Origin of the sequence: Paenibacillus sp. 276b (assembly GCF_900107875.1) — a bacterium.
Classification (GTDB): Bacteria; Bacillota; Bacilli; order Paenibacillales; family Paenibacillaceae; genus Paenibacillus; species Paenibacillus marchantiae.
On record NZ_FNRR01000001.1, the window covers coordinates 1113742 to 1126496 of the forward strand.

The window sequence follows — 12755 nt, forward strand, 5'->3', positions numbered from 1 at the left end:
TGTTCTTACGTGTCTACACCATTGGATGCCATAGTCATCGGAGCGGGAATTGCCGGCAGTACCTGCGCGTTGCAGCTTGCCAGGCAAGGGCATCGGACACTGCTGCTGGATCGGCAGGAATTTCCACGTCACAAAACATGCGGTGAATTTATGTCACCTGAGACAACGGAGATGCTGGATTATTTGGGGATCAACCTTAGTGAACAAGAGATAAAGCCGAGTACGCTGGATCATGCCAAGATCATTATGCCTCAGGGCGGGGAGATCGTGGCGCCTTTGCCGGGATTGGCCTATGGGATTAGCAGATATGAGCTGGATCGGATTTTACACGAGCAGGCTACAGCCGCAGGCGTTGAGATCGTTACGAAGGCAACGATAACCAACATTCAGCAGTTAGATGATTGTAGCTATGAAATCGAAGCCAAACAAGGAAATGACCGAATTCAGTATCGAGCAAAAACCGTTATTGGAGCCCATGGCTCGAAGAAGCCGCGCGGGATGACCTCGCCAGCCGAGCTGCGGGATAAAACAGCATATGTTGGTGTCAAATCACACTATCGGGGGATCACCATTCCGCCACGGGTAGAGCTGTATTTTTGCAAGGGAGGATATGTCGGCATTTCTCCGATTGAGGATGGTATCGCAAATGTAGCTGCATTGCTGACACTTGATACGGTGCGGGGAAGCGGCAAGTCTGTAGAGGATATTTTGCAGGCAGCATCCCTAACCAACGAAAGATTGGCCGCGAGGCTTGCTGAGGGAAGCCCAGTTCCAGGAACACAGGTCTCGATCGCACCACTCCATCTCTCCAATGTTCCTGAACCGTGGTCCCAATATCCTCATATTGGGGATGCGATGCTGATGATCCCTCCCCTGTGTGGTGACGGGATGTCCATTGCACTTCGTTCCTCACTGCTGTGTGCTGAATGGACTGACAGGTATCTTCAAAGAAAGATCAACTTTACGCAGTGGCAGCAAGAGTATTCGAAAGAAGCCAATCTTGAATTCTCCCGACTGCTCCGGCGTGCACGAAGAATTCAGAAGCTGGCTTTTGCCAAAACGAATAAATTCTATCCTGGTTTGGCCCGGATGGTACCTGGTCTGGCGACTTATCTGGTTAAGGCAACACGGTTATCAGAAATCAATCTTGTCCATCGATCATAGATGGCAGCAAAGTGACATCCATAAAGTAAAATCCGTAGGAGTAGGGGGCGGCTTATGTCAGCCTCTTTTTTGTTGTTTCTCTGCCAATTTTGACGAGACCGTTTAGAAATCTGCCAAATACTCGTATAATAGAATCTAATTGTAGCTTTAGAGACAAGAGTCTGATTTGAATTCGGGAGGCATTATTTTAAGATGAACTATTCATTTTCCAACCGGATTGCTGCATTGCAGCCATCCATCATTCGTGAGATCCTGAAGGCTTCTTCGGGCCAAAATGTAATTCCGTTCTCTGCGGGGAATCCCGCTCCGGAGACGTTCCCTATTGAGGCGATTCGCACATTTACTCAATCGATTCTGGAACAGGACCCGGTAACAGCACTGCAATACGGAATTACCGAAGGCTATGCCCCGCTGAGGGATACATTGACTACACATCTGAAGACAGGCTTTGACACGGGTAAAGCATCGGATGAACTGTTCATTGTATCTGGAGCACAGCAAGGAATTGAACTTGCTTGTAAAGTATTCTGTAATGAAGGCGATACGATTATCTGTGAGAGCCCGAGCTTTATCGGCTCACTGAACTCTTTCCGGGCTTCAGGTGCAAACCTGGTCGGCGTTCCGATGGAGACGGACGGTATGGATATCGGGAAGCTGGAGCATGCCCTGCAAACTGAGCAGAATGTAAAGATGATCTATGTGATTCCGAGCTTCCAAAACCCTACAGGTTTTACCACCAGCCTGGAGAAGCGCAAGGCAATTTATGATCTTGCAAAGAAGTATGGAGTTATGATTCTGGAAGATAACCCATACGGAGAACTTCGGTTTCGTGGAGAAGATGTAGCGACAATTAAATCGATGGATGATGAAGGTCTGGTTATTTACGTAGGTTCCTTCTCCAAGATTCTGTCCGCTGGCTTGCGTGTTGGTTATGTTCTGGCACCTTCCGAGGTTGTTCAGAAGATGGTTGTTGCCAAACAGGGAGAGGATGTACATACAGCCATGCTGCCGCAGATTCTGGCACACAAGTTCATGACTGAGTATAACTATGCAGAGCATATCAGCAGTATCCGTGCGATTTATCGCAGGAAGTCTGCCTTGATGATTGACAAGCTGCAGGAGCATATGGGTGAGTCCATTACCTTTACCCAACCGGATGGAGGACTGTTCCTCTGGTGTGATCTGCCAGCTCATATCCCGATGCTTGATTATGCCAAAACAGCCGCTGCGGAAGGCGTAGCTGTTGTTCCAGGAACAGCTTTTCTCGTCGATGAGAACGAACCCTGCAATGCGATCAGACTTAATTTCTCAACACCTTCCGATGAGCAAATTGTGAAGGGCATCGAAATTCTGGGACAGGTTCTGCACAAATTCTAATTGGAGGCATATTTCATGAATCAACGTTTTCGGATCACTCGATCCATGCAAGAAAATAACGAGGAGCAATCCATCTCCTTGGAAGAATGCAAACAGTATTTTGCATCCAAACCGGACTTCACGTACTCACCTGTTCTTACCGTCCAGGGACCGGAGAGCGTCATGTCCATCGATGGGGATTTCTTCATGTGGACGTATGAGAACCTGCAGATTCCATTTCGTCTGTATATGGGAGATCTGTATGTTGCCATTGTCAATGAAGCTGTCGTTCCGCAAATGATTGAAGTTGCAACGGATTTGCGATCCGATGTGGTTGAAGGGTAAGCAGAGGCTTGGAATGAAGTCATCCGTCCAATTGTAACCATAAAAGTGTCGGGAGAGTCGCCAATCTGGCGACTTTTTTGCTCTGAATCTATTCGTCAGTTTGCTTATTGAAATATTCAATCGATGGGGAATTGACGCTTAGGACCTGTTCGTGATAATTTATATAAATCACAAAATCCAATAAATCCAATGAGGGAAAGGGGTTTTACGCAATGTCGTCGATCGTACTTGCTGCCGCCGAAGATATTCGAAGCGAGGATTCGGAACTTTTAATCAAGGAGCTAAGCGAAGAACTGGGATTGTTATATGGCGGCGATGGGACAGCGGGATTTCAGCCATCCGATGTGGAGACACCGCGAGCAGCCTTTATTGTCGCGCGTTTGGATGGATATCCGGTAGGCTGCGGAGCCATCAGGCCCCTTGATGATACATCTGTGGAGGTCAAGCGTATGTATACACGTTCGGATTTCCGTCGTAAAGGTGTGGCCCAGGCCATTCTGGCCGAAGCAGAACGTCTTGCGCTCGAATTCGGCTACACCAATCTGAAGCTGCAGACTGGCCCCAAACAGCCTGAGGCGGCGGCCCTTTATGAAAGAGTTGGGTACTATCGGATACCGATTTTTCACGGGGATTGGGATCGAGTACTTGCTTATCAGAAAGATCTGGTACTCAGTGCAACCCAAAGAAACGAGCATTCCTCATTGAACGCATAGATAATATCCTTGTATAACAAACGAACCGAAATCTCTTGTCAGCATCCAGAGATTTCGGTTCGTTTTTTTTGGTGTGTGGAAAGCCAATGGAGTCAAGAATATCGAAATTCCTTTACTCTTTTATAACAGAGGCATTGACAGCGCCTTCCATCTGATTATTGTAGGTACGGAATAAGCCAAGGCGCCAGAAGGCTGCCCCTTTTAGATCATACCGCTTGGCAAGACCCAGTTTATCATCTATGGAAGATGAGGTTTCACTATTTAAGCTGATACCGAGCAAAAGCTTTTGTTTGGAAACGCCAGCATCTAACGCAAGCTGGATGGCCTGATCCACAAGACTGTTCGGCTCAGGAACCTGCGATTTGGTGCCGACCGGATTATATTGGTAAGCCATAATGATGATGTCGTCTGCCAACGAAGCGAGCGTTTTGTAATCATAGCCTTTATATGCACTATTTAATGGAGGTACAGCCAAAGATAAAGCGATGTCTTTAGGCAAGGAATCCTTCAATTGTTTGACATAATTGTTCAGCAGCTTCTGCTGCTCTACTGCGTCTAGCTTAAAACCTAGTCCTTCAAAATCAAGAACAACCCCTCCGAAACCATTCTCAGCTATGGCAGCAGTTATGCCCTCAATGGACTTCTGGCGCATGCTGCTGTCACTCAACACCTTGGTCAGTTCCCCGTTTCCATCCAAAGAATAAACCATAAGATACGGTTTAATACTCTGTTTCGCTGCATCAGCAACGATGGATTTAGGTGTAACGTCACCGGCAGCAGCAGGAATTTGATACTCATCACCCTGAAGCGTAAATTGACCTTCACGATCGATGCGACTCCAGCCAAAAGCGACGGAGTTCATGGATGGTAGCAAATCGATTTCCTTATAGGATTGCAGCGCATAGAAGGCTCTCAAATGCATTTCACGTTGAGGTGAAACAAGAGAGACGGTACGAGTTGACTGGTTCCAGCCTACATTAACACCGAACTGACTACTGAACGAACTGAGTGGAATAAGTACACGACCTTCCCGCTGAACGGGTGGCGCTGCGAGCTTAACTTTTTCTCCATTGACGGTTGCTGTGGTGCTTCCCACTTGAAGCAGGACTTCTGTCGCTTGACCTTTTACCTTTCCAATCGCTTTTACGGTTTGCGCCTTACTGTTCCATGTAATGCTAATTCCCAGGGCTTCGCCAACCGTCCGGAAAGGGACATAGGTAACACCTTTATCAATCAGAGGGGTTGCATCGAATTTCAGAGGAACATCATCTAGCAAGACCGAAATGGCCGGTGCAGCATAGGCATCATTAAGGTTTGCAGTGGTTCCGAGTAAGGATATGGCAAGAATAGTGGCAGCAGCAGTCTTTCCTATTCGTGTATGTAACATGTTTTTTGCATTCCTCCAACTCATCAAATATAGTAGAATTGCATCTCATCTGAATCGTAATCTAGCATAAAATAGTATAGCAAAATTTTCATAGAGTTCCAATTACAAGATATGATGGGTTAAAGTAAATACGCAAAGAAACGGAAATTCGTACAATTTCGGTTTCTTTGCGCATAATCGCATTTCCATTTTTTTATTCTTAAAGGGAATGAAATCAGAGGAAGTTGAATGCTCATTTTACAGCTGTGGTATTACCCATTTTATTCGTATCGGCAGCCAGATTCGCTGCTTCTTCCTCCGCTTTGAGGATCGAGAAATAACCAAGTATATCCCCGATCACGTTTAACGTTAGTCCGATTTTAGCTAATTCCAAGGAAGTTAGCTCCTCGTTCATCAGGTTATTTCTTTTGCCTTTGGCCACGACGTCACCCCGAGAATCAATTTTATTTCAACATATGTTAATCATGCTCTGTATACTTATGTATACGCCTAATTGTTGGATTAAATGGGCGGAGCAATAATTGTCCCTTCGGACAGAAACTTCTGATTTTCTATTTGGTTCGAAGGATTTATATTGGCAGGGTAGTAAATCATAGGCTGGAATATTAACGAATGATATTATGAAGAGTAATAATTAAAACAGGTATATTAATTTTAGTCAGGAGGAGGAGAATGCGATTGGACTTCCGTGAACAATTAGAGCGTTACGCAGCACTCGTGGTCAACGTGGGTGTTCATGTTCAGAGGGGACAAACGCTTGTCATAACCGCGCCAATATCGGCTGCTCCGTTTGTTCGACTTGTTGTGAAACATGCTTATGAGGCCGGCGCTCATGATGTCTATATCGAGTGGAATGACGATGAGATTACGCGTTTAAAATATGAACTTGCTCCTGATTCGGTGTTCCATGAATATCCGGTGTTCCGTGCAGCCGGTTGGGAGAATTTTGCCGAAAATAATGCTGCTTTCCTGACGATCACAGCACCCAATCCCGATCTTCTACATGGAATAGATCCACAGCGGATCATGAATTTGAATGCATCCAAAGGTAAGGCATTAGCCAAATTTCGCAGCTACGGCATGTCCAACAAGGTCAGTTGGTCTATAGTTACGGTTCCATCAACGGCTTGGGCAGCCAAGGTGTTTCCTGATGTTGCCGAGGAGCATTTGATTGATACGATGTGGGAAGCTATCTTTAACGTTACGCGGATTAATTCGGAAGACCCCGTTGAGGCATGGAAGACACATCTTGAGCTGCTTAGAAACAAGACGGAGCAGCTTAATCGTAAAAAGTATCGAGCACTTCGGTACCGTGGACCTGGTACGGATCTGCGGATAGAACTGTCGCCTAAACATATCTGGGTAAGTGATGCGGATAACATCAACGAAAAGGGTGTTTCATTTTTGGCAAACATTCCGTCAGAAGAAGTATGGACTGTTCCGTTAAAGCAAGGGGTGAACGGCACGGTTCGCAGTACTAAGCCCCTAAGTTATGAAGGATATCTAATTGATGATTTCTCCTTGACGTTTGAAAACGGGAAAATTATTAATATTCAAGCAACGCAAGGGCTTGAGGTGCTAAAAAGATTAATTAGCATCGACGAAGGTGCGGCCTATCTGGGCGAGATTGCGTTGGTGCCGCATCATTCCCCGATTTCAGAATCAGGGCTTGTTTTTTACAACTCTCTCTTTGACGAAAATGCATCCAACCATCTCGCGATCGGTAATGCTTATCCATTCTGTCTTGAGGGAGGGAACGAAATGACTGAAGTGGAAAAGGTGGCAAACGGTGTCAACTCAAGCCTCATTCATGTCGATTTTATGATTGGATCGGCTAATATGGACATTGACGGAGAACTTGCAAATGGTGGCTTGGAACCTGTGTTTCGTAACGGTAACTGGGCGTAGAATTAATAATCATAGATCAATCATTGGTAATAAAACGGAGGAGGATTCAAATGTCACCCAGAAACATTCTGAAGGACCAACAAATGAGAAAGGAACGCATTGAGCATATCTTAAATTCAGCCTTACAAACCATGGCGAAACGTGGGATTGATTCAACCAATATTAAAGATATTGCCAAGGAAGCAAAACTTAGCGTAGGCAATATCTATACCTACTTTACTTCGAAGGACGAAATTTTCAGTGAGGTTCTGCGTCGAGGACAAACGATGTATGGGAGGACTATTGCACAAATAGCAGACATGGATATAGATCCTCGTGAAAAACTATTCGAGATTAGCAAAGGGTGGTTATCAAACGAGAGTAACTGGGCCTTCACCATCATGCTCCAAAGTATACGAACAAATCATGCCGTCAGCACTGAAATAAAACAAGCTGCAACCCAGAGATTTACGGACAATCTGGAACCTTTGGCAGAGATTTTTCGCCAAGGACAGGAGGCGGGCGGCATCATACAAGGAGATACTCGACAACTTGCATTTTATTTTGTAAGTCTGATTCAAGGTCTGACCTTGCAGCTCGCTCCCGGTTATGAAATACAAGTAGATATTGACCCCCAAAAAATTGTTCGACTTTTTATGGAACCAGAAACAGTGGTATCAACCGCTGGTCTATTTGAAGGAAATAACGATTTAAGTTACATAAATAAAAAAATGTTTGACAGGTAAGAAATGGTATTGGTAATATATCGTATAACAAAACGAACCAAAATTCACTTTGTTGATTTGCAATCGTAGAGATTTACACTGCCCCGCTTTATTTGCAGTGGAAAGGGGTAAATCTCTTTTTTTTGCCTCAAAACCAAGTAAACATGTAAGTATTATTGATTAAATGTGAAAGGGTGTCTTTAATGTCTGGGGATATGCTTATGATCAGTGACCTGAACAAAACGTTTGTCGCCCCTGTAGGCGAAATCATTGCGTTAAACAACATTCAGCTCAAAGTTCGAAAAGGTGAATTAGTAACTATCATTGGTCCGAGCGGATGTGGAAAAAGCACTTTGCTTAAAATTGTGGCTGGCTTAGATACACAGTATACGGGAACCGTGTTGCTCAACGGCAAACCGATTGCAGGCCCCAGCATAGAGAAAGGATTCATTTTTCAGGAGCCCCGGCTATTTCCATGGTTAACGGTGGAGAAAAACATTGCAGCCAATCTCTCTCTTAGAGATCCTGTTGTCCGCCGAAAGGTGGAGGAACTAATTGAACTGGTCCGTTTAAAAGGGTTTGAAAAATCATATCCTCGTGAATTGTCAGGAGGTATGGCACAGCGCGTCGCCATTGCCAGAGCTTTGCTGCGTAACCCGGATGTATTGTTGCTGGATGAGCCTTTTGGAGCGCTCGACGCATTTACTCGGTCTCATTTGCAGGAAGTACTGCTTGATATTTGGCAACGCAATGGAACAACAATGCTGTTTGTAACCCACGATCTCGATGAAGCCGTCTTCCTAGGGGAACGAGTCGTCATTATGAATCCGCGTCCAGGTCATATTCGGAGTATTCTCTCGATTGATTTACCTTTTCCTCGAAAAAGATCAAGCAGTGCATTTCAGGAGATGCGGAGACTGGTATTAAATGAGTTCGAAAAAGTGGATGAGCCTTTATATGATGTAGGCGGCGGTATATAGCATTGTCCAAAGGATAAGAAGAATGTACAGCATATTAAAGGGAGAGTGGTTTATATGAAAAAATCTCATCTAGTTCTTGTTATGGTGCTCGCGTTGTCTTTATTGACTATGGCTTGTGCAACCAAAAGTTCAAATGAAAACGCAAGTGGTTCAGGCAAGAGCCAAAATGTAACCGTCAAAATTGGGATTCAGGGAAGTGGGGGCTTATTCGGTAAAGCACGTGAAGAAAAATGGTTTGAACAAGAATTTGAAAAAACAGGGGCCAAAGTGGAGTGGATTGAGTTTCAGAGCGGACCGCCCATGACAGAGGCTATTGCTTCCAATAAGCTGGATATCGCCAGCCTGGGGAACATGCCAATTATCGCAGCACAAGCAGCGAATATTCCTTTCAAAATCGTATCGCAAGTTCTAGACGGAAAAAATAACGTTGCAATTATTGTACCTGCCGGTAGTACCGCCCAGTCACTTAGTGACTTGAAAGGCAAGAAGATTGCCGTGACAAAAGGAAGCAATGCATATAACTTTCTATACCGTGGCTTGGAGAAGTCCGGTTTAACAGATAAAGATTTTGAAATCATTCAGCTACAGCCCGACGAGACACAGTCTGCGTTTGAAACCGGCAGTGTGGATGCCTGGGCGACATGGGACCCTTACATTACACTTAATACCTTAACGGGAAAAGGAAAAGTGTTGTCTGACGGAGAGCAGCTTGGCGTATTGTCTCCTTCATTTACGATCGCGGGAACTGATTTTGCAGAGGAGCATCCAGAGCTTGTTACTCTGTACTTGAAGGTAGTTAATAAAGCATTAAAGTGGGAAAGCGAGCATGAAACCGAAGCGATCGACAGATATGCAGCTGAACGTAACGTTCCTGCAAGTGTTATTAGTGGGACGTTCGAACGTTCCCGGATGATTAACACGCCAGTTAATGAAGATATCGTAGATGAAATGCAGCAAACAGCGGATTTCCAATATAAAGTGAAGAACATTCGGAATCAGGTTGTGATCAAAACTATAACGGACAATCAATATATCGACGCAGCTCTCAAGGATCCACTGAAATAAACATAATGACCCCTATAGAAGAGAGGCGTTCACTACATGCAAATGCGTGCAGAAAAGGCAGTTATTCCCCCTTTAATTCAAAAGAAAAACTCGGTTAAGAGGCGAAAGCTTTACTTAAGAGCTAGCAATATGGTACTAGGGCTTATCGTTCCGGTGTCTTTGTTAATCGTGTGGGAAGTAGCCGGGGCTATGGGATATTTGAACCCGGTTCTGCTTCCAACGCCAAGCAGCATATGGAAAGAGCTTGTCAGCATGACGGAGACGGGTGAACTTGTGAGGCATTTGGGCATATCGACGTGGAGAGCTCTGCTTGGTTTTCTGATTGGAGGCGGTCTTGGTCTAAGCATGGGCTTGTGGGTCGGATTTTCTTACAAGACAGAGCGACTGTTGGACCCTTCTTTTCAAATGCTGCGGACGCTGCCGCACTTGGCCATTGCCCCCTTGTTCATTTTGTGGTTCGGTTTCGGTGAAACTTCAAAATTGCTGCTGATAGCCAAAGGCTCTTTCTTTCCACTGTATGTTAATACTTTTCTGGGTATCCGATCCGTTGACAGCAAGTTATTTGATGTAGGAAAGGTGCTGCAATTCAGCAAATGGCAGATGATCACGAAGTTAATTCTTCCAGCATCTCTGCCGAATATCTTTCTGGGGATACGTTTATCCGTCAGTGTCGCCTGGCTGGGTCTGGTCGTTGCCGAATTGATGGGTTCTAGTGCAGGCTTGGGATATCTGATCAATGATGCTAGATCGTTCTCACTCACCACTGTAGTGTTCGTGGGAATCATTGTTTTTGCTGTCGTCGGCAAACTGTCAGATTCTATCATTAAGCTTCTGGAGGCGAGAGCGCTACGGTGGCATGACGGTTTTAAAGGAGAAGAAGCAAAATGAGCAAGCTGGAGATTGATAAACAAACCGAACGAGCAGGAGATTGGCTGAGCAGAATTCCGGGTCGTCTTCACGGGTGGATTATTCCGTTGGCTATTCTCCTCATCTGGGAATTGTCTTCTGCCCTTCAGCTGGTTTCAGCGACCATGCTACCTGCTCCTTCCAAGATTGCAGAGCAGTTCATCCGTCTAATCTTGAACGGCGAGTTGCTGGAACATCTCGGGATCAGCTCCTATCGAGCGGGCTTGGGTTTTCTGCTTGGAACAGCTACCGGGCTCATGCTTGGTCTATCTACAGGGCTTGGGAAATTAGCGGAGCGCACACTTGACCCCTCATTACAAATGCTGCGGATGATCCCGCTTCTTTCCCTCATTCCATTATTCATTTTATGGTTTGGTGTAGGAGAGTTTTCAAAAATTCTAATGATCTCGCTAGGCGCGTTTTTTCCTGTTTATGTGAATACATTTCTCGGTATACGAAACGTTGATATGAAGCTGATTGAAGTCTCCCGGATTTACCAGTATTCAAGATGGGAGCTCCTTGGCAAGCTCATTATCCCTGCGGCACTTCCTAATATTCTGCTAGGAGTGAGACTGTCTTTGGGCGCGGCGTGGCTAGTCCTTGTTGTGGCTGAAATGATGGGAACCAGTGCAGGCGTCGGTTACATGATACAGGATGCTCGTGCTTACTCACAAACGGATATTGTATTTGTCGGTATTGTAGTCTTTGCGGTTGTAGGCAAGCTCTCGGATTCGGCTGTGCGACTGCTTGAAGACAGGTGGCTAAGCTGGCGAGATACGTTCAAGGGATAATCCAAAAATGGAAACTAGAAGGGAAGATATATATGGGGACTAGACAAGAGCAGCTTCATCTAGGGGCATTCATTTATTATACAGGTCATCATCACTACGGCTGGCGCCGCTCGGATTCAGGAGCTGAACAGATTTTTGATTATAAATTTTACCGATCCATCGCACAGACAGCTGAACGAGGCAAGTTTGATATGATGTTTCTGGCTGATCTTCTCTATGTAATGGGTGCTGATCAATCGGCTGCAGGGATGCTGGACCCGCTAACGCTCCTGTCGGCATTGGCTACGGATACAGAAAAGCTGGGTTTGACCGCCACGGTGTCGACTACCTATAACGAGCCGTATAACGTAGCTCGAAAATTTGCCACATTGGACCATATCAGTGAAGGACGCGCAGGATGGAACATCGTGACCTCCCAATTGGATGTTGAAGCAAATAACTATGGACGAACAGAGCATCCTGAGCATGGGCTTCGATATAAAATGGCGCGGGAATTTGTCGAAGTAGCCACTCTGCTCTGGGATAGTTGGGAAGATCACTCCTTAATTGTGGATCGGCAGGCTGGACTATTTGCAGACCCATCTAAATTAAAGGAAGTTTCATATAAAGGGCAGTGGTATTCCACCCAAGGTACGATCAATGTACCTCGTTCGCCGCAAGGATACCCTGTACTCATCCAAGCTGGATCATCCGGACCGGGACAGGATTTTGCTGCCAACTATGGTGAAGTGATTTTCACGGCCCAACAGTCTCTGAATGCTGCGAAAGAGTTCTATAATAACGTCAAATCCAAACTCGCTCTATATGGACGCGAACAAAGCAGTATGAAAATAATGCCTGGTTTATCACCGATTCTGGGTAAGACGGAGGAGGAAGCTCAGAGGAAATATCAAGAACTGCAGGAGTTGATCCCTCCGGCGGCTGCAGTTGGTATGTTATCCGGGATGCTTAAGTTTGACCTTTCGGAATATCCTGTCGAAGGCCAACTGCCTGACATTCCTGATCCCGTGGAAGCTTCCAATGGCATGAAAAGCCGGGTACAGCTGATTATGGACATGGCACGAAAAGATAAGTTGTCCATTCTTGAGCTGGGCCGGAGGCTGATAGGGGCAAGAGGGCACATGCAGTTTGTGGGGACCTATGAACAACTGGCTGATTTGATGCAACAATGGTTTGAAGAATATGGTTGCGACGGATTTAACATCATGCCACCTGTTCTGCCGGGAGATTTGAATGAATTTGTGGATCATGTGGTGCCGATTCTTCAAGCACGTGGACTCTTCCGCACGGATTATACGGGCAGCACGCTTCGTGATCATCTTGGGCTGGATCGCCCGGGTATAAGTCATTTTCAAAAAGAGAAGACGTTAGATAAGACCTCCATAACAATATGAAAACACCTGTTTCAGTCTGATTTTCAATTGCTGGTCTTCCTA

Annotated in this window: 13 protein-coding genes; 11 read left to right on the forward strand and 2 right to left on the reverse strand. The window is 45.6% G+C overall.

Annotated elements, in window-relative coordinates:
• Window positions 1-9: 9 nt before the first annotated feature.
• The 4 genes from BLV50_RS04835 (at window position 10) to BLV50_RS04850 (ending at window position 3578) form a co-directional block, all read left to right on the forward strand.
• Window positions 10-1164 carry an NAD(P)/FAD-dependent oxidoreductase gene (locus BLV50_RS04835; RefSeq protein WP_072732787.1) on the forward strand — a complete coding sequence of 385 codons (1155 nt, stop codon included), beginning with the start codon at window positions 10-12 and terminating at the stop codon, window positions 1162-1164.
• A gap of 192 nt (window positions 1165-1356) precedes the next feature.
• Window positions 1357-2541, forward strand: coding sequence for an aminotransferase-like domain-containing protein (locus tag BLV50_RS04840; protein ID WP_063565097.1), 1185 nt, complete (start codon window positions 1357-1359; stop codon window positions 2539-2541).
• Window positions 2542-2556: 15 nt separating this feature from the next.
• Entirely contained in the window at window positions 2557-2865 is a 309-nt protein-coding gene (locus BLV50_RS04845; RefSeq protein ID WP_063565096.1) for a hypothetical protein, read from the forward strand.
• Window positions 2866-3077: 212 nt separating this feature from the next.
• Window positions 3078-3578 (forward strand): GNAT family N-acetyltransferase, encoded by a 501-nt coding sequence (locus tag BLV50_RS04850; RefSeq protein ID WP_072732788.1) that lies wholly within the window; start codon window positions 3078-3080, stop codon window positions 3576-3578.
• A gap of 112 nt (window positions 3579-3690) precedes the next feature.
• Here BLV50_RS04850 and BLV50_RS04855 read toward each other — a convergent pair whose 3' ends face one another.
• Together BLV50_RS04855 and BLV50_RS32665 are read right to left on the reverse strand one after the other, a co-directional pair.
• Window positions 3691-4965 (reverse strand): stalk domain-containing protein, encoded by a 1275-nt coding sequence (locus BLV50_RS04855; RefSeq protein ID WP_090806209.1) that lies wholly within the window; start codon window positions 4963-4965, stop codon window positions 3691-3693.
• A 232-nt stretch (window positions 4966-5197) separates the two neighbouring features.
• Window positions 5198-5338 (reverse strand): hypothetical protein, encoded by a 141-nt coding sequence (locus BLV50_RS32665; RefSeq protein WP_157258453.1) that lies wholly within the window; start codon window positions 5336-5338, stop codon window positions 5198-5200.
• 305 nt (window positions 5339-5643) lie between these two features.
• Here BLV50_RS32665 and BLV50_RS04865 point away from each other — a divergent pair, with 305 nt between their 5' ends.
• The 7 genes from BLV50_RS04865 (at window position 5644) to BLV50_RS04895 (ending at window position 12713) form a co-directional block, all read left to right on the forward strand.
• On the forward strand, window positions 5644-6873 hold the full coding sequence (locus tag BLV50_RS04865) for an aminopeptidase (protein ID WP_371129231.1): 1230 nt from the start codon (window positions 5644-5646) through the stop codon (window positions 6871-6873).
• A 50-nt stretch (window positions 6874-6923) separates the two neighbouring features.
• Complete coding sequence (locus BLV50_RS04870; RefSeq protein WP_063565092.1) at window positions 6924-7598, forward strand: TetR/AcrR family transcriptional regulator; 675 nt, start codon at window positions 6924-6926, stop codon at window positions 7596-7598.
• 182 nt (window positions 7599-7780) lie between these two features.
• On the forward strand, window positions 7781-8557 hold the full coding sequence (locus BLV50_RS04875) for an ABC transporter ATP-binding protein (protein ID WP_063565091.1): 777 nt from the start codon (window positions 7781-7783) through the stop codon (window positions 8555-8557).
• A 54-nt stretch (window positions 8558-8611) separates the two neighbouring features.
• Window positions 8612-9622, forward strand: a complete 1011-nt coding sequence (locus BLV50_RS04880) for an aliphatic sulfonate ABC transporter substrate-binding protein (protein ID WP_090806213.1) — start codon at window positions 8612-8614, stop codon at window positions 9620-9622.
• 42 nt (window positions 9623-9664) lie between these two features.
• Window positions 9665-10510, forward strand: coding sequence for an ABC transporter permease (locus BLV50_RS04885; RefSeq protein ID WP_090807487.1), 846 nt, complete (start codon window positions 9665-9667; stop codon window positions 10508-10510).
• A complete protein-coding gene (locus BLV50_RS04890) occupies window positions 10507-11319 on the forward strand; it encodes an ABC transporter permease (RefSeq protein WP_079696120.1) in 813 nt (270 codons plus the stop codon). Before BLV50_RS04885 ends, BLV50_RS04890 begins: the two co-directional genes overlap by 4 nt.
• Window positions 11320-11351: 32 nt before the next feature.
• The gene (locus BLV50_RS04895; RefSeq protein WP_090806215.1) at window positions 11352-12713 is read left to right on the forward strand and encodes an LLM class flavin-dependent oxidoreductase; all 1362 of its coding nucleotides are present in this window, start codon (window positions 11352-11354) and stop codon (window positions 12711-12713) included.
• Window positions 12714-12755: the final 42 nt, after the last annotated feature.

Bases quoted from the DNA above. Each gene is read 5' to 3' on its own strand.
- BLV50_RS04870 (WP_063565092.1), top strand. From the start codon at position 6,924: ATGTCACCCAGAAACATTCTGAAGGACCAACAAATGAGAAAGGAACGC.
- BLV50_RS04855 (WP_090806209.1), bottom strand. From the start codon at position 4,965: ATGTTACATACACGAATAGGAAAGACTGCTGCTGCCACTATTCTTGCC.
- BLV50_RS04895 (WP_090806215.1), top strand. From the start codon at position 11,352: ATGGGGACTAGACAAGAGCAGCTTCATCTAGGGGCATTCATTTATTAT.
- BLV50_RS04845 (WP_063565096.1), top strand. From the start codon at position 2,557: ATGAATCAACGTTTTCGGATCACTCGATCCATGCAAGAAAATAACGAG.
- BLV50_RS04840 (WP_063565097.1), top strand. From the start codon at position 1,357: ATGAACTATTCATTTTCCAACCGGATTGCTGCATTGCAGCCATCCATC.
- BLV50_RS04890 (WP_079696120.1), top strand. From the start codon at position 10,507: ATGAGCAAGCTGGAGATTGATAAACAAACCGAACGAGCAGGAGATTGG.
- BLV50_RS04885 (WP_090807487.1), top strand. From the start codon at position 9,665: ATGCGTGCAGAAAAGGCAGTTATTCCCCCTTTAATTCAAAAGAAAAAC.
- BLV50_RS04880 (WP_090806213.1), top strand. From the start codon at position 8,612: ATGAAAAAATCTCATCTAGTTCTTGTTATGGTGCTCGCGTTGTCTTTA.
- BLV50_RS04850 (WP_072732788.1), top strand. From the start codon at position 3,078: ATGTCGTCGATCGTACTTGCTGCCGCCGAAGATATTCGAAGCGAGGAT.
- BLV50_RS04875 (WP_063565091.1), top strand. From the start codon at position 7,781: ATGTCTGGGGATATGCTTATGATCAGTGACCTGAACAAAACGTTTGTC.